Annotated in this window: 15 protein-coding genes; 7 read left to right on the top strand and 8 right to left on the bottom strand. The window is 75.4% G+C overall.

Annotated features, from left to right (window positions below; all coding sequences use genetic code 11):
- Positions 1-155 precede the first annotated feature (155 nt).
- Entirely contained in the window at positions 156-1,445 is a 1,290-nt protein-coding gene (locus ABZ457_RS28120) for an ROK family protein (RefSeq protein WP_359162977.1), read from the top strand.
- Between the two features lie 89 nt (positions 1,446-1,534).
- On the opposite strand, the gene ABZ457_RS28115 is transcribed toward ABZ457_RS28120, so the two are convergent.
- The 8 genes from ABZ457_RS28115 to ABZ457_RS28080 all read right to left on the bottom strand — a co-directional run bounded on the left by ABZ457_RS28115 (position 1,535) and on the right by ABZ457_RS28080 (position 9,576).
- Positions 1,535-2,908, bottom strand: coding sequence for a deoxyribodipyrimidine photo-lyase (locus ABZ457_RS28115; RefSeq protein WP_359162974.1), 1,374 nt, complete (start codon positions 2,906-2,908; stop codon positions 1,535-1,537).
- 142 nt (positions 2,909-3,050) lie between these two features.
- Positions 3,051-3,905 carry an NAD(P)-dependent oxidoreductase gene (locus tag ABZ457_RS28110; protein ID WP_359162971.1) on the bottom strand — a complete coding sequence of 285 codons (855 nt, stop codon included), beginning with the start codon at positions 3,903-3,905 and terminating at the stop codon, positions 3,051-3,053.
- Between the two features lie 279 nt (positions 3,906-4,184).
- Positions 4,185-4,355 (bottom strand): 50S ribosomal protein L32, encoded by a 171-nt coding sequence (gene rpmF / locus ABZ457_RS28105; RefSeq protein WP_359162968.1) that lies wholly within the window; start codon positions 4,353-4,355, stop codon positions 4,185-4,187.
- A 92-nt stretch (positions 4,356-4,447) separates the two neighbouring features.
- Positions 4,448-5,437 (bottom strand): zinc-dependent alcohol dehydrogenase family protein, encoded by a 990-nt coding sequence (locus tag ABZ457_RS28100; protein ID WP_359162965.1) that lies wholly within the window; start codon positions 5,435-5,437, stop codon positions 4,448-4,450.
- Complete coding sequence (locus ABZ457_RS28095) at positions 5,434-6,333, bottom strand: carbohydrate ABC transporter permease (protein WP_359162962.1); 900 nt, start codon at positions 6,331-6,333, stop codon at positions 5,434-5,436. Before ABZ457_RS28095 ends, ABZ457_RS28100 begins: the two co-directional genes overlap by 4 nt.
- Positions 6,330-7,313, bottom strand: a complete 984-nt coding sequence (locus tag ABZ457_RS28090) for a sugar ABC transporter permease (RefSeq protein WP_359162959.1) — start codon at positions 7,311-7,313, stop codon at positions 6,330-6,332. The genes ABZ457_RS28095 and ABZ457_RS28090 overlap by 4 nt, the downstream gene beginning before the upstream one ends.
- Positions 7,310-8,692: a sugar ABC transporter substrate-binding protein gene (locus tag ABZ457_RS28085; protein WP_359162956.1), complete on the bottom strand. Its 1,383-nt coding sequence runs from the start codon at positions 8,690-8,692 to the stop codon at positions 7,310-7,312. The genes ABZ457_RS28090 and ABZ457_RS28085 overlap by 4 nt, the downstream gene beginning before the upstream one ends.
- Before the next feature lie 122 nt (positions 8,693-8,814).
- The gene (locus tag ABZ457_RS28080) at positions 8,815-9,576 is read right to left on the bottom strand and encodes a DeoR/GlpR family DNA-binding transcription regulator (protein ID WP_359162954.1); all 762 of its coding nucleotides are present in this window, start codon (positions 9,574-9,576) and stop codon (positions 8,815-8,817) included.
- 843 nt (positions 9,577-10,419) lie between these two features.
- On the opposite strand from ABZ457_RS28080, the gene fusA reads away from it, so the two are divergent.
- The 6 genes from fusA to ptsP all read left to right on the top strand — a co-directional run bounded on the left by fusA (position 10,420) and on the right by ptsP (position 19,079).
- Positions 10,420-12,531, top strand: a complete 2,112-nt coding sequence (fusA, locus tag ABZ457_RS28075; protein WP_359162951.1) for an elongation factor G — start codon at positions 10,420-10,422, stop codon at positions 12,529-12,531.
- 208 nt (positions 12,532-12,739) lie between these two features.
- The gene (locus ABZ457_RS28070) at positions 12,740-13,501 is read left to right on the top strand and encodes a DeoR/GlpR family DNA-binding transcription regulator (RefSeq protein WP_359162948.1); all 762 of its coding nucleotides are present in this window, start codon (positions 12,740-12,742) and stop codon (positions 13,499-13,501) included.
- On the top strand, positions 13,498-14,445 hold the full coding sequence (gene pfkB / locus ABZ457_RS28065; RefSeq protein ID WP_359162945.1) for a 1-phosphofructokinase: 948 nt from the start codon (positions 13,498-13,500) through the stop codon (positions 14,443-14,445). Before ABZ457_RS28070 ends, pfkB begins: the two co-directional genes overlap by 4 nt.
- Before the next feature lie 157 nt (positions 14,446-14,602).
- Entirely contained in the window at positions 14,603-16,951 is a 2,349-nt protein-coding gene (locus ABZ457_RS28060; RefSeq protein WP_359162942.1) for a fructose-specific PTS transporter subunit EIIC, read from the top strand.
- Positions 16,952-17,007: 56 nt separating this feature from the next.
- Entirely contained in the window at positions 17,008-17,286 is a 279-nt protein-coding gene (locus tag ABZ457_RS28055; protein WP_359162939.1) for an HPr family phosphocarrier protein, read from the top strand.
- Positions 17,283-19,079 carry a phosphoenolpyruvate--protein phosphotransferase gene (gene ptsP, locus ABZ457_RS28050; RefSeq protein ID WP_359162936.1) on the top strand — a complete coding sequence of 599 codons (1,797 nt, stop codon included), beginning with the start codon at positions 17,283-17,285 and terminating at the stop codon, positions 19,077-19,079. Before ABZ457_RS28055 ends, ptsP begins: the two co-directional genes overlap by 4 nt.
- The last annotated feature ends 435 nt before the right edge of the window (positions 19,080-19,514 follow it).

Below are 19,514 nucleotides of genomic sequence, written 5' to 3'. Positions count from 1 at the left end.
CCATGCGGGCGGCCGTGCCGGCCGGCCGCCGGCGTTCGGTCCCTGAAGCACCTCATGGCTTAATTTAGGACGTGAGTTAAGACCCGCGGAAAGTTCGCGTCAAGGGCCCCGGCAGAGGTATCTTGCCGCTGGAGCAGGTCGGGAAGGAGCCCCAGATGGCCCAGCGGAGCAGACGCACGGTGAATGACCTGCGGCGGGTCAACCGCGCCGCCGTATTGCAACGGTTGTATTTCGACGGCCCGTTGAGCCGCCAGGCGCTCGGCCCCGCCACCGGCCTGAGTTCGGGTTCCATCAGCAACGTGGTCGCCGAACTCGCCGCCGAGGCACTGGTCGAGGAGGCCGGCAGCGTCGACTCCGACGGCGGCCGCCCGCGCACCCTGCTCCGGGTCAGCCCCGGCGCCGGGTACATGATCGGCGTCGACCTGGGGGAGACCCGGGTCCGCGTCGAGCTGTTCGACATCACCCTCACCGAACTCGCCCGCGCCGAGAAGCCGCTGACCGGCGAGGGCTACGACGTCGGCACCATCGTCGACCACATCCGCGACGGCGTCGGCGAGGTCCTCGCGGCCTCCTCGGTGCCCGCCGAACGCCTCCTCGGCGTCGGACTGGGCGTCCCCGGCATCGTCGAACGCACCCCCGCGCGGGGCGCGGTCGTGCACGGCCAGACCATCGGCTGGGACGCCGTCCCGCTGGAGTCCCTGCTCCGCGCGGCCTGCCCGCTCCCCGACGGCGTGCCCTGGTTCATCGACAACGGCGCCAAGACCCTGGGCCAGGCCGAGATGTGGTTCGGCGCCGGGCGCGGGGCGCGCAGCGCCGTGGTGGTCCTCTTCGGCTCGGGCGTCGGTGCCTGCCTCTTCGCCGAGGGCGCCGACCAGGGCCGCGCCCTCGAATGGGGCCATCTGACCGTCCAGGCCGGGGGCCGCCGCTGCCGCTGCGGTGCCCCGGGCTGCCTGGAGGCGTACGCGGGCGCCGAATCGGTGCTGGAGCGCTGGCGGGAGGCGGGCGGGCGGCCGCCGAAGGGCGCCGACCAGGAGACCCGGCTCACCGCCCTGCTGACCGCCGCCTGCCCGTCCGACGGCTCCGAGCCCGACCCGGTCGCCTACGCCGTGATGGCCGAGACCGCCGAGTACCTGGGCGCCGGGCTCTCCGACCTGATCAACCTCTTCCAGCCGGAACGCGTCCTGATCGGCGGCTGGGCGGGCCTCCAGTTCGGCTCCCGCTTCCTCGACGACGTGCGCCGCCACACCACCGCCTACGCCCTCGCCCAGCCCGCCGCCCGGGCCACGGTCGAGCTGGGGCGGCTGGGCCCGGACGCGGTGACCGTCGGCGCGGCGACCCTGCCGCTCACCGACTTCTTCGCCCGCGGCGGGCGGCGGGAGGCGCCCTCCCCGGAGGCCGCCGTACCGGCGTGGCGGACGGCGATCGAGGACCGGGTCCTGGGGTGAGGCCGGGACCGGGGTGGGCTCGGTCCCGGGCCCGGGCCTCACCCCAGGGCCCGGCCGGTCCCGGCGCGGGATGCGCCGCGCCGCGGGGCTCAGTCCCTGCCGCGGGCGTGCTTGAAGCGGGCCAGTCCGTCCGCCAGGTCGATCACGGGCTCCGGGTACTCCAGCGCGGACCGCTCCTCCGCCGGCAGCCGCCACGGCTCGTGCACCGCCCGGCCCCGGACCTCCGCCAGCTCCGGCACCCAGCGCCGCACATAGCCGCCCTCCGGGTCGTAACGCTGCGCCTGTGCCAGCGGGTTGAGGACCCGGTTGGGCCGGGTGTCGGTGCCGGTCCCGGCCACCCACTGCCAGTTGAGCTGGTTGTTGGCCACGTCCCCGTCCACCAGGTGGCGCAGGAAGTGCCGGGCGCCCACCCGCCAGTCCACGTACAGCGTCTTGGTCAGGAAGCTCGCCGCCAGCAGCCGGCCCCGGTTGTGCATCCAGCCCTCGTGCAGCAGCTGGCGCATCGCCGCGTCCACCACCGGATAGCCGGTCGTGCCCTCCTGCCAGGCCCGGATGTCGTCGGCGGCCTCCTCCTCGCTCCGCCAGCGGTCGTGCCGGTCGCGGTAGTCCTCGGTGGCCGCCGTGTGCCGGGCCGCCAGCACCTGGTGGTGGAAGTCCCGCCAGCAGACCTGCCGCACGAACGCCTCCGCGCCCGCCCCGCCGCGCTCCCGCGCCCGGTGCACCAGCTCCGCGGCGGAGACCGCGCCGAAGTGCAGGTACGGGGAGAGCCGGGAGGTGGCGTCCCCCGCCAGGTCGTCGTGCCGGTCCTCGTAGTCGTCCATCCCGTCCCGCCGCCAGGTGAGGAACAGCTCCCGGCCGGCCGGCTCGCCGCCCGCCGGCACCCCGGGGGCCACTTCCTTCACCGCGTCCCGGCGCGGCAGCTCCTCGGACCCGACGCCCCCGGGCACCCGGATCTTCCGGGGCGCGCCGAGCGGGGAGCGCAGCCGCTCGGCGGACCAGCGCCGGAAGTACGGGGTGAACACGGCGAAGTGGTCGCCGCCGGACGGCGTGACCGCGCCCGGCTCCACGGCGGTCAGCACCGCCTCGTGCACCCGCAGGCGGCAGCCCTCCGGTTCCAGCGCCCGGCGCAGCCGCTCCTCCCGGCGGGCCGCGTACCCGCTCACCCCCGAGGCGAGGTGCACTTCCCCGGCCCCCGTCTCCGCGACCGCCTTCGCCACCTCCTCGGCCACCTCCCCGGACCGCACGACCAGCCGCCCGCCGCGCTCGCGCAGGCCCTCGTCCAGGGCGGTGAGGCAGTCGGCGAGGAAGGCGGTGCGGTTCGGGGTGGCGAACCCGGCGTCCGCGACACCGCTGTCGCGGACGAACAGGGGCACGATCTCGTCGGCGGCGTCCAGACCCGCCCGCAGCACGGGGTTGTCGTGCAGCCGCAGGTCGGAGGTGAACAGGACGATCGCGACGGTCATGGCGGGGACTCCTCGGTACTCGGTCGGCACCGGACCCGGGTCGGTGCCGGGTCCGGTGGTGCACGGCGGATTCGGCTCCCGGGGCCCGTCCGGATGCGCGCCTCACTCGCCGGGGTGAAGCACTCCGCACAGCGCGGCCGGTTCAGTACGCGGTGACCACCGCAGCCATGTCGGCCGACCCGTACCCGTGCTCGGCCGCCGCCGCGAACCGTCCGCGCACCGCGTCGACCAGCGCGCTGTCGGTGTGCGAGCCCTCCATCGCGGCCTTGATCAGATCGAGGTCCTTGAGCAGGTTCCCGATCCCGAACGACGGGGTCCAGTCCTCCTCGATCATCGCGGCGCCCTTGATCCGCACACAGGGCGCGTCCACCGCCGAGCCCGCGACCGCGTCCAGGAACTGCCGGGGCTCCAGCCCCAGCCGCCGCGCCAGCGCCAGGGACTGCGCGACTCCGCTCACCACGGTCGCCACCCAGGCGTTCGCCGCCAGCTTCAGCCGGCTCGCCGCGCCGTAGGTCTCACCGGCCCAGTGCGTCCGGCCGCCGACCGCCGCCAGCACCGGGTCGACCGCGGGGCGCAGTTCGGCGGGGCCGGACACCAGCATCGTCAGCTCGCCCTTCTCGGCGGGCTCCCGGGTGCCGAGGACCGGCGCGTCCAGGGTGCGCAGCCCGTGCCGGGAGGCCAGCTCCGCGAGCTGCCGGGCGCCGTCCACGCCGACCGTCGTGCACTGGAGCCACACCGCGTCCGGGGCGAAGGCGTCGGCGCAGCAGCCGACGACCCCGGCGACGGAGTCCGCGTCGAAGAGCATCGTCAGCACCGTGCCGGCGTCCGCGACGGCCTCCGCGGGAGTGTCGGCGACCCGCGCGCCCGCCTCCGCGAGCGGTGCGGTCTTCTCGGCGCTCCGGTTCCACACCACGACGTCGAACCCGGCGCGCAGCAGGCTGCGCGCCATGCCGCTGCCCATGATGCCGGTTCCGAGGACGGCCACGCGTGAGGTCATGGTGAGGCAACTCCCGTCGGGGATCGGGGGTGGCACCGACGGTCGGCCGCGGCCCGCGCGGCGGCGCGGGCGCCGTCTGACGTCGGGTCACACTAGCGCCGGAGCACGCCCCGTCCGTGACGGCGCGTCCGCGCGCGCCGGTCCGGTCCACGCACCCGGCGCACGACCCGGAGCGCGCCCCGCCCCGCACGCCCCCGGCAGGGGGCACACGCATACCGGGCCGGACGGTGCCGTGGCTGCGACCACCGTCCGGCCCGGAGTCCGGGGGAGGGGACCTCGTCAGTCCCCGGGGCGCAGCAGCCCGCGCTCGTACGCCTTCAGCAGCCGCTGCGGCACGAGGTGCGTGACGCCGTCGACCGTGACGGGGACGAGAGCCGGGGTCGTCGCCTTCCACTGCGCGCGCCGGTGGCGGGTGTTGCTGCGGGAGGTCCTGCGCTTGGGTACGGCCATGATGTGTCCTTCCGTGCGGTGCCCCCGGACACTACATGAAAACGATTCCCATTACCTAACCGGGGTGGGTCACCGGCCGGTGGTGCCCGTACTCACGGCTCCACCACGATCTTCCGCCCCTGCCCGGCGGCGAACCGTTCCATCGCCCGCGGGTACTCCGCCAGCGGCAGCCGGTCGCTGATGAACACCGACGCGTCCAGCACCCCGGAGGCGAACAGCGCCGCCGCCCGCTCGTAGCTGTGCAGGACCGCCATCGACCCGGTGATGGTGATCTCCTGGTGGTAGATCCGGTACGGCTCGATCACCGCCGTCGTCGCGTAGTCCGCGACCCCGAACTGGAGGAAGGTCCCGCCCTTGGCGACCCGTCCCAGCCCGTCCTGGATCGCCTTGGCGTTCCCCGTCGCGTCCACCACCACGTCCCAGCCGCCCGGCCGGTCCAGCTCCTCCGCCGAGGCGGCCGTGCGCGTGCAGCCCAGCAGACCGGCCGTCGCCAGCCGCTCCGGGTTGACGTCCACGACGTCCACCGCCGCCGCCCCCGTGCGCTTGGCCAGCTCCAGCATCATCAGGCCCATCGTGCCCGAGCCGTACACCAGCACCTCGGCGCCCAGGGTGCCCCGCAGCACGTCGTAACCGCGCACCGCGCAGGACAGCGGCTCGATCAGCGCCGCGTCCCGCACGTCCACGTGCTCCGGCAGCCGGACGCAGTTGGCGACGGGCGCCACGGCGAACTCGGCCGCCCCGCCGGGCACGGTCACCCCGATCGCCGCCCACCGGTCGCACAGATTGCCCCGGCCGGCCCGGCAGTAGCGGCACTCGTGGCAGTGCAGCGACGGGTCCACCGCCACCCGGTCGCCCGCAGCCAGCTCCGTCACCTCCCGGCCGAGGGCCACCACCTCGCCCGCGAACTCGTGCCCCGGGACGATCGGCAGGGCGGGCGCGAACTCCCCCCGCATGATGTGCAGATCGGTCCCGCACAGCCCGCAGGAGGCGACCCTCACCACCACCTCCCGGGGACCGGGGGAGGGGTCCGGCACGGTGGTCACGGTGACCCGGCCGGGGGCTTCGACGACGGCTGCCCTCATTTGACGGCTCCAAGAGACAGGCCCTGGACCAGCTTGTCCTGGGCGGCGTAGCCGGCGGCGAGCACCGGCAGGGACACGACCACGGCCGCCGCGCACAACTGGGCGAGGAACAGGCCCTGGCTGGTGACGAACGTCGTCAGATAGACGGGCGCGGTCTGCGCGACCACCCCGGTGAGGACCCGGGCGAACAGCAGCTCGTTCCAGCTGAAGATGAAGCAGATCAGCGCGGTCGCCGCGATCCCGGGACCGGCCACGGGCGCGACCACCCGCGCCAGCACCGTCGGCAGCCGCGCCCCGTCCACCTGCGCGGCCTCGATGATGGAGACCGGCACATCGGCGAGGAAGGACTGCATCATCCACACCGCGATCGGCAGGTTCATCGAGGTGTACAGCAGGACCAGCAGCCACACGTTGTCCAGCAGCCCGGTGTTCTTCGCGAACAGGTACACCGGCAGCAGACCTGCCACCACCGGCAGCATCTTGGTGGACAGGAAGAAGAACATCACGTCCGTCCACTTGCGCACCCGCCGGATGGAGAGCGCGTAGGCCGCCGGGAGGGCGAGCAGCAGCACCAGCACGGTCGAGAACACCGACGCCGACAACGAGTTGACCAGCGGCGGCCACGGCGTCGGACCGCCCGAGCCGCCGAAGAAGGACCGGTAGCCGTCGAGGGTCAGCGAGGCGGCGAGCGACGGCGGATTGGTCGCCGCGTCCGCCTCCGAGTGGAAGGAGGTCAGCAGCATCCACAGGGCCGGCAGGCAGAAGCCGATCCCGGCGATCCAGGCCACCAGGCCCAGCGCGGCCGAACGGCGCCGGGCACGGCGGACCGGCGGCGGGCCGGTGCGCCGATTCGCGGGCGGGGAAGCGGTGGTCGGGGGAGCGGTGGTCGGGGTCATGCGCGGGCCGCCTCCTCACGGAAGAGGGACGAGACCACCCGGAGGGCGAACGTCGCGATCACGATGGTGCCGATCACGACGACGACCCCCGCGGCGGACGCCAGTCCGTACTCGTGGGCCTGGTAGAAGGTCTGGTAGATCGTGTACGGGAGGTTGGCGGTGCCGAGACCGCCGGCGGTCAGGGTGAACACGGCGTCGAAGTTCTGCACCACGTACACCGAGCCCAGCAGGACGCCCAGTTCGAGGTAGCGGCGCAGATGGGGCAGGGTCAGGAAGCGGAAGACCTGCCACGGCCCGGCGCCGTCCAGCCGGGCCGCCTCCAGCATCTCCGGCGGCCGGCTCTGGAGCCCTGCGAGCAGGATCAGCATCATGAACGGCGTCCACTGCCACACCAGCGCGGCCTCCACCGCGAGCAGCGGCATCTCGGACGTCCACTCCGGCTGCGGCGGCGCGTCCGCGCCGAACAGCGAACCCACCCAGGCGATCGCGCCGTTGAACAGGCCGTACTCCGGGTTGTAGAGCGCGTGCTTCCACAGCAGCGCCGCCGACACCGGCACCAGCAGGAACGGGGTGATCAGCAGGGTGCGCACCACGCCCCGGCCCGGGAAGCTCCGGTCCAGGAGCAGTGCGAACAGCAGCCCGAGGACCACGCTCACCAGCACCACGGTCCCGGTCAGCAGCACGGTCGTCAGCACCGAGTCCCGCAGCGCCGGATCGGTGAAGACGGAGGCGTAGTTGGCGAAGCCGGCGAAGGCGCGCTCGTCCGGGTCGAGCGAGTTCCAGTCGAAGAGCGAGATCACCAGAGTCGCCACGAACGGCAGCTGGGTCACCACGATCAGGAAGACCAGCGCGGGCAGCAGCGGGGCCCTGGTGGCCCAGGCGCGTATCCGGTCGCCGCGCCCGGACCCGCCGGACGGGCCGGCGGCTCCCGGCGGCGCGGGGCGCGGGCGGACGGGGGACGGGGTGCTCGTCGTCGTCATCGGTACTCCTCGGCGACCTTCTCGGCCAGCTTCTGGGAGGCGGCGAGCGCGGCGGACACGGAGGTGCGCCCGGCGATCGCCGCGCTGATCTGCTGCGAGACCCGGGTGCCGAGATCGGTGAACTCCGGGATTCCCACGAACTGGATGCCGGGCGCGGGCCGAGGCTGCACCCCGGGGTCGACCGGGTCGGCGCTCGCGATGGCCTGCTCGGTCACGTCCGCGAACGCGCCCGCCGCCGCGCGGTACTCGGGGCGCTGGTACGTGGAGGAGCGCTTGCCCGCCGGGACGTTCGCCCAGCCGGCCTCCTCACCCGCCAGCCGCTCGTACTCCTTGCTCGACGCCCAGGAGATGAACTTCCAGGCGTCGTCCGGCTTCCGGGACGCCTTCTGCATCCCCCAGGCCCAGGTGTAGAGCCAGCCCGAACCGTCCGTCCGCTCCACGGGCGCGGGGACGTAGCCGATCTTCCCCTTCACGGGGGAGCCGGGCGCCTCCAGGGAGCCCGCGCCCGCCGTGGCGTCGTACCACATGGCCGTCTTGCCCTGCGTCATGTTGTTCAGGCACTCGGCGTAGCCGGACTGCGCGGCGCCCGCCTGGCCGTGCTCACGGACCAGGTCCACGTAGAACTCGGTCGCCCGGGTGAACTCGGGGGAGTCGAGGCGCGCCTGCCAGTCCTCGGTGAACCAGGTGCCGCCCATGGTGTTCACCACGGTGGTCAGCGGGGCGATCACCTCGCCCCAGCCGGGCAGCCCGCGCAGGCAGATGCCCTTCATCCCCTTCTCGGCGCCGTCCGCCTTCGCGGCCAGGTCCGCGACCTGGGTCCAGGTCGGCCGCTCGGGCATGGTCAGGCCCTTCGCGTCGAACACGTCCTTGCGGTACATCAGGAACGACGACTCGCCGTAGAACGGCTGGGCGTAGACCGCGCCCTCGTACGTCAGCGACTCGCGCACCGGTTCGAGCACGTCGTCCTGGTCGAAGCCCGGATCCTTGGCGGTGTACGGGTCGAGGGCGTGCAGCCAGCCGTTCTCGGCGAAGAACGGCACCTCGAAGTTGCTGATGGTGGCCACGTCGTACTGGCCCGCCTGGTTGGAGAAGTCCTGGCCGATCTTGTCGCGGACGTCGTTCTCCGGCAGCACCGTGAAGTACACCTTGATCCCGGTCTCCTCGGTGAAGTGCCGGGCCGTCAGCTTCTGCAACTGCACCATCTGCGGGTTGTTGACCATCAGCACATGGAGGGCGTCGCCCCCGCCGAAGGACGTGCCGCCCGCCCCGGCGCACCCGGACGCCAGCAGGGCCAGCGCCGCCGTGCCGGTGCCCAGCCGGGTGAGCGTTCGCGTGCGCAGCGGCCGTCGCGGTCCGCCTCGTCGTCGCCAGTGGGGCATGGGGTTCTCCTGGGGGTGGTAGCGGCTCGGTGGGGGCTGTCGGGGCATGCGGGACCGGCCCGCCGGCCCGGCGTGGGCGTATGAGGTCGGTGCGGTGCGGGCGGCGGGTGGCGCTGGGCGGGTCAGACGCGGATGACCTGGGGGCCCAGCAGGGAGTAGCGCTGCGCCTCGGCCGACGGCAGGCCCGCGTCCGTCACCACCGTCTCGAAGTCGGCGACCTCGCCGAAGCGGCAGAAGCTCACCGCCCCGAACTTGGTGTGCACCCCGGCGAACACCCGCCGCCGGGCGCTGCGCATCGCCTGGGCCTTCACCTCGGCGACCGCCGGATCGGGTGTCGTCAGCCCGAACTCCCGGGAGATGCCGTTGGCGCCGACGTACGCCAGGTCGATGACGAAGCCGGCCAGCATCCGGGTCGCCCAGTGGTCGACGGTGGCCATCGTCTGGCCGCGCACCCGCCCGCCGAGCAGCAGCACCGAGGTCTGCTCCGCGGGCGCGAGGACCGTCGCCACCGCCAGCGACGCGGTGACCACGGTCAGCGGCCGGTCGCGCGGCAGGGCCTCGGCGACGAGCTGCGGGGTGAAGCCCTCGTCGACGAAGACGGTCTCCGCGTCGCCGAGGAGGTCCGCCGCCGCGGCGGCGATCCTCGACTTCTGCGGGACGTGCAGGGTGGTCCGCATGGCGAGGGTCGTCTCGAACCCGGCGCTCTCCACCGGGTACGCCCCGCCGTGGGTGCGCCGGACCAGCCCGTGCTCCTCCAGGGTGTGCAGATCGCGCCGGATGGTCTCCTTCGCCACCTCGAACCGCGCGGCCAGCGCGTTGACCTCGACCGCCCCGTCCCGCCGGGCGGCGTCCAGGATGCCCCGGCGTCGTTCCTCGGTGTCCACGGTTCCCGTCCCTGGTGTGCGCTGTGTCGTGCCGGGCGCGGGCGGAGGTGGTCCGGCCCGATCCCGTCCTCGGAGTGCGGGCCCGGCGTCCGTTCGGGCCCACGGGACGTTTGTACAAGCAGGCGCGGCCGCTCGACCAGCGTCTTCACCGGGAAGGGTGTGCCCGTATCTGCCCGTCTCCCCGGTGGCGTCCCCGCAGGTCGGCACGGTACGGCGGCTTCCGGGCCGCCCGGGCGGCGCCCGCTTGGCCCGTCGCGGGGCCCGAATACCGCCCGGATCGCCGGGCGCGCTGCCGCCCGGACCGCCGGAGCGCGTTACCGCCCGGGCCGCCGGGACCGGTCCGGGCCGCGCCCTTCGCGTCAAACCCGGCCGGCCCGCCGGGACCGGTCCGGGCCCGCGCCGGCCCGCTCCCGTCCGCGCCCTCCGCGCCGGACCCGCCGGAAAACCGGTACCGCACCGCGCGGCCGCCTCCCTAGACTCGGCTCACGCGCCGAACGGCCCCTGGCCGAGGCGCGGTTGCGTTCCGACGACGAGTGAGGGGAGACCGGCCGTGCGCCACTGTGCCGCCGTCGTCGTCCCCCGGTCCCGGTACGACGTGATCATGGTGTCTCCGGGGTCCCGGTGCCGGCTGCGCGGCCGCCACCGGACGCCCGTGACGACCGCCTCCTGAGCCCGCGGCCCCGCCGCCTGCCCTCCCGGGAGGCCCCCGCACCGCCGGGCTCCCGCCCGTGCCGTGCGCCGTCCCGCCGGTGCGGGACGTCTTCCGGCCCGTCCTCGGGCCGTGCCTTCGTCCGGGCCCATCGCGCCGCCCCGAACCACCCTCACGCTGAAAGGCCCAGGGCCGTGCGCACCACCAACACCACTGTCACCACCAGCACCAACACCACCAACGGCAGTCCGCTCGCCGCCGTCCGCAACCTCGGCATCCTCGCCCATGTCGACGCGGGCAAGACCACTGTCACCGAGCGGATCCTGTACCTCACCGGCGCCACCCACAAGCGCGGCGAGGTCCACGACGGCACCACCGTCACGGACTTCGACCCGCAGGAGCGCGACCGCGGCATCACCATCTTCGCCGCGGCCGTGAGCTGCGACTGGGACGGCCACCGGATCAACCTCATCGACACCCCCGGCCATGTCGACTTCGCCGACGAGGTCGAGCGCTCCCTGCGGGTCCTCGACGGCGCGGTCGCGGTGTTCGACGCGGTCGCCGGGGTGGAGCCGCAGAGCGAGTCCGTGTGGCGCCGGGCCGACCGGCACGGCGTCCCCCGGATCGCCTTCGTCAACAAGCTCGACCGCGCGGGCGCGGACCTGGACGCGGCCGTCGCCTCGATCCGCGACCGCCTGGGCGCCGTCCCGCTGGTGGTCCAGCTGCCGATCGGGCGGGAGGACGCGTTCCGGGGCGTGGTCGACCTGGTGCGCCTGCGCGCCCTGGTGTGGGAGGACGGCGCGGAGGCGCCCACCGGGTCGGAGGTGCCGGACGGCCTCCGCGCGGAGGCGCTGCGGCGCAGACGGCTGCTGGAGGAGGCCGTGGCGGAACTCCACCCGGACGCCCTGGAGGAGTTCTGCGCGGGCTCCGGGCTGTCCGAGGCCACGTTGACGGCGGCACTGCGCGACCTCACCCGGGAGGGCGGGGCCGTGGTGGTGCTGTGCGGTTCCGCGTACCGCAACCGCGGGGTGGAACCGCTGCTGGACGCGGTCACCGCCTATCTGCCCTCTCCGCTCGACGTGCCGCCGGTGCGCGGTGAGCACGCCGGCGCGGAAGAGGAGCGGACGGCCGACCCGGACGGGCCCTTCGCGGGCCTGGTCTTCAAGGTCACGTCCACGGCCACCGGCCGGCTGACCTCGCTGCGGGTCTACTCGGGCACGATCGTGAAGGGGGACACCGTGCTGGACGCGGGCACCCGCCGCACCGAACGGATCGCCCGCATCCTGCGGGTGCGGGCCGGGCGGCACACCGAGGTGGACCGGGCCGTCGCGGGCGACATCGTCGCCGTCGTCGGGCCGAAGTCCGCCCGGGCCGGGGCGACGCTGTGCGCCCCGGCCCGCCCGCTGGTCCTCGAACCGCCCGTGACGGCCGAGCCGGTGGTCTCCGTCGCGGTGGAGGCGCGCAGCGGCACCGACACCGACCGCCTGGCGTCGGCGCTGGCCCGGCTCGCCGAGGAGGACCCCTCGCTCGCCGTCCGGACCGACCCGGAGACGGGCCAGACCCTGCTCTCGGGGATGGGCGAACTCCATCTGGAGGTCTCGGTGGAGCGCGTCCGCCGGGAGTACGGCCTCGCCCTGGACGCGGGCCGTCCGCAGGTCGCGTACCGGGAGACACCCGCGCGCGGGGTGCGCGGCTTCGTCCACCGGCACGTCAAACAGGACGGCGGCGCGGGCCAGTTCGCCCATGTCGTCGTCGACGTGGACGTGCTGGCGGACGCCGGGGCGGCGGGCGGCGCGGACCTGGTGTTCTCCTCCGAGGTCGTCGGCGGCGGGGTGCCGAAGGAGTACGTCCGCGCGGTCGAGGCCGGCTGCCGGGACGCCCTCGCCGAGGGTCCGCTCGGCGGGCACCCGGTGACCGGGGTGCGCGTCACGCTCACCGACGGTGCCGTGCACGCCAAGGACTCCTCCGACCTGGCGTTCCGCACCGCCGGGCGGTTCGCCCTGCGGGCCGCGCTGCGCGAGGCGGGCACGGCGCTGCTGGAACCGGTGGCCGAGGTCACCGTCACCGTCCCGGCCGACGCCGTCGGCGGAGTGCTCGGCGACCTGGCGGCCCGGCGCGGCCGGGTCACCGGCCAGTCGGTGCGCTCCGGCTCGGCTCTCGTCACCGCGACGGTCCCGCTGGCCGAGCTGTTCGGCTACGCGAACCGGCTGCGGAGCCGCACCCAGGGACGGGGGACGTTCACCTCGCGTCCCGACGGGTACGCGCCCGTGCCGCGCGGGGTGGCCGAAGGGCTCCTCGGCGGGTGACGCGGGACCCTCGGGGTCCGGGACCGGTCCCGGACCCCGAGGCGGGCCGCCGGGTCGGGGCCCGCCCTTTCGCGGTCGGCCCGGACCCGGACGTCACCCGCATCTTCATTTCGGTCTGTTTCATGCCCGGATCTGTTTACTTCCCGGTGAGCCGGGCGTAGCATCCAAGAAACCAACAAGGTCGGTCATGGAACGGATGTAAAACCACATGTTCGCAGCGGAGCGCCAGCAGGAGATCCTGCGCCTGGCCCGGGAGGGCGGCCGGGTGGACGTGTTGTCCCTCGCCGAGGAGTTCCAGGTCACCGCCGAGACCGTCCGGCGGGACCTGAAGGCCCTGGACCGCGCGGGCCTCGTACGCCGGGTCCACGGCGGCGCCATCCCGGCCGGCCACCTCGACTTCGAGCCCGACCTCGCCGAGCGCGACGCCGTCGCCTCCGACGAGAAGGACGACATCGCCCGGGCCGCCCTCGCCGAGCTGCCCGCCGACGGCAGCGTGATCCTCGACGCGGGCACCACCGCCGCCCGGCTCGCCGCCGCGTTCCCCGTGGAGTCCGCGCTCACCGTCGTCACCCACGCCCTGCCGATCGCCGCCCGCCTCGCCGACCACCCCGGCATCGCGCTGCACCTCGTCGGCGGCCGGGTCCGGCACCGCACCCGGGCCGCCGTCGACGCCTGGGCGCTGCGCGCCTACGGCGAGATCAAGGCCGACGTCGTCTTCCTCGCCACCAACGGCTTCTCCCTCGACGGCGGGCTGACCACCCCGGACCTCGCCGAGGCCGCGGTCAAGAGCGCCGCCGTCCGGGCCGCCCGCCGGGTGGTGCTGCTGGCCGACTCCGCCAAGTTCGGGCAGCAGCACTTCGCCCGCTTCGGCGACCTCTCCGACGTCGACCTGCTGATCACCGACAAGGGCCTGTCCGAAGAGGACGCGCGGGCCGTCGAACGCCAGGGCCCGGAGGTGGTCCGCGCATGATCCTCACCGTCACCCCCAACCCCAGCCTGGACCGCACCTACGAACTCCCGGCCCTGGAGCGCGGCGCCGTGCTGCGCGCCGCGCGCGACCGGGTGGACCCCGGCGGCAAGGGCGTCAACGTCTCCCGCGCCGTCGCCGCGGCCGGGCGGCGCACCACCGCCGTGCTGCCTCTCGGCGGACCGGAGGGCGCGCTCCTCGGGAGCCTGCTCGGCGCCCACGGCATCGAGGCCGCCGGAGTCCCCGTCACCGGGTCCACCCGGGTCAACGTCACCCTCGTCGAACCCGACGGCACCCTCACCAAGGTCAACGCCCCCGGCCCCGACCTCAGCCCCGCGGAGGCGGAGGCCCTGCTGGCGGCGGTCGGGGACCGGTCCGCCGGTGCCGACTGGATCGCCTGCTGCGGCAGCCTCCCGCGCGGCCTGCCCCCCGCCTGGTACGCGGAACTCGTCGCCCGCGCCCACCGCGCCGGCGGGCGCGTCGCCCTGGACACCTCCGGGGCCGCGCTCACCGCCGCCCTGCGCGAGCGGCCCGACGTCGTCAAGCCCAACGCGGAGGAGCTGGCCCAGGCCGTGGGCCGTCCCCTGTCCACCGTCGGGGACGCGGTCAAGGCGGCCGAGGAACTGCGCGGGCGCGGCGCGGGCGCCGTCCTCGCCAGCCTCGGCGCCGACGGCCAGCTCCTCGTCGACGCCACCGGCACCTGGTTCGGCCACGCCCCGGCCGCCGCCGTGCGCAGCAACGTCGGCGCGGGGGACGCCTCGCTCGCGGGGTTCCTCGCCGCCGGGGGCAGCGGACCTGCGGCCCTGGCCGCCGCCGTCGCCCACGGCACGGCGGCCGTCCAGCTCCCCGGCAGCGTGATGCCCGCGCCGTCCGACCTCCACCCGGCCGCCGTGACGACGACGGACGAGGTCCCGCTCGACCGGGTCCTCTCGGAGCCGGCGTCATGACCGCCGGAACCGACCGGTCGTACCGGTACATGCCCGAACCTGTCCGTCCGTTTTCCGCCGCCGAAGTCTCCGAGGCCCGGGAGGCCCGGACGGACACCGCCCCGCCACCACGTCCCACCCACGCCCCGCGGGCGAACCCCCAGCAAGGAGTCGAGCGATGACTGAGCTGATCACCGGGGACCTGGTCGACCTCGACCTCTCCGCCGACACGAAGCAGGCCGCGGCCCGGTCCCTGGCCGAACGCATGGTCGCGGCGGGCCGCGTCACCGACCTCGACGCCTTCCTCGCGGACGTCGCCGCGCGCGAGGCGCAGATGCCGACCGGACTCGACGGCGGCATCGGCATCCCGCACTGCCGCAGCGAGCACGTCACCGCGCCCACGCTGGCCTTCGGCCGAAGTGCCCGGGGCATCGACTTCGGCGCGCCCGACGGGCCCGCCGACCTGATCTTCCTGATAGCCGCACCCGCCGGCGCGGACGACGACCACCTCACCGTCCTCTCCGCGCTCGCACGCCGCCTCGCGAACAGCGACTTCACGGCGGCGCTCCGCACGGAGACGGACCCGACCCGCGCGGCGGGCCTGGTCCGCGGCGACATCGCGCCCGGCACGCCGCCCGCCGCGACCGCCTCGGACGGCACGTCCGCCGCCGGACCGGGCCAGGCGGGCTCCTCCGCGCCCGGCCTCGCCCCCACGGCGACCGGGGGCGTCGGCACGCACGCGGCTGCGGGCCCGGACGCCCCCGCTCCGCAGGAGCCCGGGCCCGGCGCCGCGCCGGTGACGGATGGCGCCGCCCCGGGCGGCACGCCCGGCCAGGCGGCCTCCGCCGCCTCCCACGAGGACTCGCCGGGCCCCGCCGCGGTGGGCGCCCCCGCGGCTACGCCCCCGGACGACCCCGCCACGCCAGGGGCCGGGGCCGGCACCGCCGATGGTGGCCGACCATCGGGTGACGCGACCACCCCCCTCCCCGACGCCGCCACCCCGGCCCCCACCCCCACCCCCGGCGGGCCCCCGCGCCCCTTCCGGGTCGTCGCTGTCACCTCCTGTCCCACCGGGATCGCCCACACCTACATGGCCGCCGAGGCGCTCCAGCGGGCCGCCGAGGCCGAGGGGGTGGAGATCGCCGTCGAGACGCAGGGGTCGGCCGGGTTCACCCGGCTCGCCCCGGCCGTGGTCGCCGCCGCCGACGCGGTCGTCCTCGCCCATGACGTGGAGGTCCGCGAGAAGGCCCGGTTCGCCGGCAAGCCCACCGTCGACGTCGGCGTCAAGGCGGGGATCAACCGGCCCGCCGAACTGCTCGCCGAGGCCCGGCAGAAGGCCGAGCGCGGCGAGAGCACCGCTCCGGCCGCCGTCGGTGGCTCCGACGCCCCCATGGACAAGGGCTCCGACGCACACGACGGCTTCGGCACCCGGCTGCGCAAGTGGCTGATGACCGGCGTGAGTTACATGGTCCCCTTCGTCGCCGCGGGCGGCCTGCTCATCGCCCTCGCCTTCGCGATCGGCGGCTACGAGATCACCGACGCCCCCTCCGTCGCCGAGCACTTCCTGTGGACCGAGGCCGCCGGCTGGGCCGCCCTGATGTTCCAGATCGGCGGCGCAGCCTTCGCCTTCCTCGTCCCCGTCCTCGCCGGCTACATCGCCTACGGCATGGCCGACCGGCCGGGCCTGGTGCCCGGATTCGTCGGCGGCGCCATCGCGGTCACCATCGAGGCCGGCTTCCTCGGCGGACTCGTCGCCGGCCTCCTCGCCGGCGCGGTGGTCATGGCCATCCAGCGGCTCCGCGTCCCGGACGTGCTGCGCGGCATCATGCCCGTGGTCGTCATCCCGCTGATCTCCTCGGCCGTCGTCGGCTTTTTGATGTTCGTCGTGATCGGAAAGCCCATCGCCTCCTTCCAGAAGGCGATGACCGACTGGCTCGGCGGCCTGTCCGGCGGCAACGCGATCCTCCTCGGCGCGCTGCTCGGCCTGATGATGTGCTTCGACCTCGGCGGCCCCGTCAACAAGGTGGCGTACGCCTTCGCCGTCGGCGGACTCGCCGCGCCCAACGACGGCAGCCTCAAGGTCATGGCGGCCGTCATGGCCGCCGGAATGGTCCCGCCGCTCGGCATGGCCCTCGCCACCACCCTGCGCACCCGGCTGTTCAGCAAGGCGGAACGGGAGAACGGCAAGGCCGCCTGGGTGCTCGGCGCCTCCTTCATCACCGAGGGCGCCATCCCCTTCGCCGCCGCCGACCCGCTGCGGGTCATCCCGTCCGCGATGGCGGGCGGCGCGGTCACCGGCGCCCTGTCGATGGCCTTCGGCGCGACCCTGCGCGCCCCGCACGGCGGTGTGTTCGTGGTCCCGCTGATCGGCAGCCCGCTGCTGTACCTGGTCGCCATCGCCGCGGGCACGCTCGTCACCGCCGGTCTCGTCGTCCTGCTGAAGAGCCGCCGCGCCCCGGTGGACACCGCGCCGGCCGCGCCGGACGCCCGCCCCGCCCCGGAGACCGAGGTCCCGGCCGCGGCCTGACCCCACGCCCGCCCGCTCACCCGCCCGACCCGCACCCCTGCTGGAGGACCCGCCCCATGTTCGAGCGCACCGCCGTCGTCGGTTCGGCCTCCGGGCTCCACGCCCGGCCCGCCTCCCTCTTCGTCCAGGCCGCCGCCCGGCAGCCGCTGCGGGTGACGGTCGCCCGCGACGGCGGCGACCCCGTCGACGCCCGCAGCCTGCTCTCCGTCCTCGCCCTCGGCGCGCGGCACGGGGAGGCGCTGACCCTGCGGGCCGAGGGAGAGGGAGCCGAGGCGGCCGTCCGGGAACTCGCCGCCCTGCTCACGGCCGACCTGGACGCGAAGGAGCAGGTGTGACGACGACGCCCCGCACGACGTCCCGCACGACCGCCCCCACCGCGACCGCCGCCCTGCTCCCGCCTCTGACCGGCATCGGGGTGGGCGGTGGCAGCGCCGCCGGCCCCGTCGCCCGGATGGCCGCACCACCCGCCCTGCCCGAACCCCGCGCCGTCGCGCCCGACGACGCCCCCGCCGAGGCGGCCGCGGCCCGCGCTGCCCTCGCGGCCGTCGCCGAGGACCTGGAGGGCCGCGCGGCGGCGGCCGACGGCGAGGCCGCGGGTGTCCTCGCCGCACAGGCCATGATGGCCGCCGACCCGGCCCTCGCGGACCGCGCCGCCGCCCTCACCACCGAGGGCCACGACGCCGCCCACGCCCTGGACGCCGCCTTCGGCGCCTTCCGCGCCTCCCTGGTAGCCGCCGGCGGCTACTTCGCCGAACGCACCGCCGACCTGGACGACCTCCGGGACCGTGCCGTCGCCCGGGTCCTCGGCCTGCCCATGCCCGGCCTCCCCGACCCCGGCCACCCCTATGTCCTGGTCGCCGACGACCTCGCCCCCGCCGACACCGCCCAGCTCGACCCGGCGACCGTCCTCGCCCTGGTCACCGAGGGCGGCGGGCCCACCAGCCACACCGCGATCCTGGCGAAGGTCCTCGGCCTGCCCGCCGTCGTCGGCTGCGCCGGCGCCGGCCGCCTCGCCGAGGGGACCCGGCTCCTGGTCGACGGCGCCACCGGCACCGTCGTGCCCGAGCCCACCGCCGGCCAGGTCGCGGAGGCCGCCGCCCGTGAGGAGGAGCGCCGGCGGGCCGTCGCGCGGGTGAGCGGCCCCGGCCGCACGGCCGACGGCCACGCCGTCGGACTCCTCGTCAACCTCGGCGCCCTGCCCGAACTCCCGGCCGCCGCAGCGGCGGACAGCGAGGGCGTGGGCCTGTTCCGCACCGAGTTCCTCTACCTGGACCGCACCACCGCCCCCACCGCCGAGGAGCAGCGGGCGGCCTACCGGAACGTCTTCGACGCCTTCGCCGGCCGCCGGGTCGTGGTGCGCACCCTGGACGCCGGAGCGGACAAGCCGCTGCCCTTCGCCACCGCCCCCGGGGAGCCCAACCCGGCACTCGGCGTCCGCGGTCTGCGGACCGCCCGCCGCCATCCCGCACTGCTGGACACCCAGCTCGCCGCGATCGCGGCGGCGGCCCGGGACACCGCCGCGGACGTCTGGGTGATGGCCCCGATGGTCTCCGTCCCCGCCGAGGCCGCCGCCTTCGCCGAGCAGGCGCGGGCCCACGGACTGCGCACGGCGGGCGCGATGGTGGAGGTCCCCGCCGCCGCGCTGCGCGCGGGACAGCTGGCCCAGGGGTGCGACTTCCTGAGCATCGGGACCAACGATCTGGCCCAGTACGCCTTCGCCGCCGACCGCATGCTCGGCTCCCTCGCCGGGCTGCTTGACCCGTGGCAGCCCGCGCTGCTGGACCTGGTGCGCACGGCGGCCGCCGCAGGGGCCGCGCACGGGCGGCCGGTCGGGGTCTGCGGCGAGGCCGCCGCCGATCCGCTGCTCGCCCTGGTCCTGGTCGGGCTCGGCGTGACCAGCCTGTCCACCGCCCCCGCCTGCCTGCCCGAGGTCCGGGCCGCCCTGGCGGCGCACACTCTGGACACCTGCCGCCGCCTGGCCGGCCTCGCCCTCTCCGCGTCCGACGCCGAGACCGCCCGCACCGCCGTCGCCCGCGCGGCCGAAGCGGCCCGGGCGACCCGGACGGCGGAACCCGAGCAGACGCCCCCGGCGGCCGAGGCGGCGGCCCGGACCGCACCCGCGGGCTGACCCCACCCCGGCCCGGAAGCGCCGCACGCACGAGTGCCCCGGCCCGTCACCGGGCCGGGGCATCCCCGCGTCACGTCCCTCCGGGGGACCGCGTCAGCCCTTCACGAGCCGCCGCACGTTCTCCACGCGGCCGGCGGTTCGGCCCGCCGGTCCCGGAACGCGCGCCCGAGTGCGGCGCGGCGCTCGGCGGAGACGTTCTCCCGCGCGTCGTCGAGCAGGCTGCGTTCCTCCTCGTCGAGGTGGTGCGCGACCGCCTCGGACAGCCGCTCCAGCGCGTCCTTCGCTGCCGTCGGTGTGCGTCCTGTTCGCGCCGGATGGATGGGCCTCCGCCCGGCCGCGGCGCCTCAGAAAGTGTTGGGTAATTGATCAACTGCTGCTTGTAGTCGACGGTGGTGATCTTCGCGGTCTGAGAGTTCGCGAAGATCACCGTCATGT

Origin of the sequence: Streptomyces sp. NPDC005805, from assembly GCF_040630445.1 — a bacterium.
Taxonomy (GTDB): Bacteria; Actinomycetota; Actinomycetes; order Streptomycetales; family Streptomycetaceae; genus Streptomyces.
Note: the sequence above shows the minus strand (reverse complement) of the source record. Positions and strands in the feature narration are given on the sequence as shown.

What these genes read in the sequence shown, in the direction of transcription:
- ABZ457_RS28085 (WP_359162956.1), bottom strand. Translation starts at nt 8,692, where the DNA reads ATGCCCCACTGGCGACGACGAGGCGGACCGCGACGGCCGCTGCGCACG.
- pfkB (WP_359162945.1), top strand. Translation starts at nt 13,498, where the DNA reads ATGATCCTCACCGTCACCCCCAACCCCAGCCTGGACCGCACCTACGAA.
- ABZ457_RS28070 (WP_359162948.1), top strand. Translation starts at nt 12,740, where the DNA reads ATGTTCGCAGCGGAGCGCCAGCAGGAGATCCTGCGCCTGGCCCGGGAG.
- ABZ457_RS28060 (WP_359162942.1), top strand. Translation starts at nt 14,603, where the DNA reads ATGACTGAGCTGATCACCGGGGACCTGGTCGACCTCGACCTCTCCGCC.
- ABZ457_RS28110 (WP_359162971.1), bottom strand. Translation starts at nt 3,905, where the DNA reads ATGACCTCACGCGTGGCCGTCCTCGGAACCGGCATCATGGGCAGCGGC.
- ABZ457_RS28115 (WP_359162974.1), bottom strand. Translation starts at nt 2,908, where the DNA reads ATGACCGTCGCGATCGTCCTGTTCACCTCCGACCTGCGGCTGCACGAC.
- ABZ457_RS28120 (WP_359162977.1), top strand. Translation starts at nt 156, where the DNA reads ATGGCCCAGCGGAGCAGACGCACGGTGAATGACCTGCGGCGGGTCAAC.
- ABZ457_RS28095 (WP_359162962.1), bottom strand. Translation starts at nt 6,333, where the DNA reads ATGACCCCGACCACCGCTCCCCCGACCACCGCTTCCCCGCCCGCGAAT.
- ABZ457_RS28100 (WP_359162965.1), bottom strand. Translation starts at nt 5,437, where the DNA reads ATGAGGGCAGCCGTCGTCGAAGCCCCCGGCCGGGTCACCGTGACCACC.
- ABZ457_RS28090 (WP_359162959.1), bottom strand. Translation starts at nt 7,313, where the DNA reads ATGACGACGACGAGCACCCCGTCCCCCGTCCGCCCGCGCCCCGCGCCG.
- rpmF (WP_359162968.1), bottom strand. Translation starts at nt 4,355, where the DNA reads ATGGCCGTACCCAAGCGCAGGACCTCCCGCAGCAACACCCGCCACCGG.
- ABZ457_RS28055 (WP_359162939.1), top strand. Translation starts at nt 17,008, where the DNA reads ATGTTCGAGCGCACCGCCGTCGTCGGTTCGGCCTCCGGGCTCCACGCC.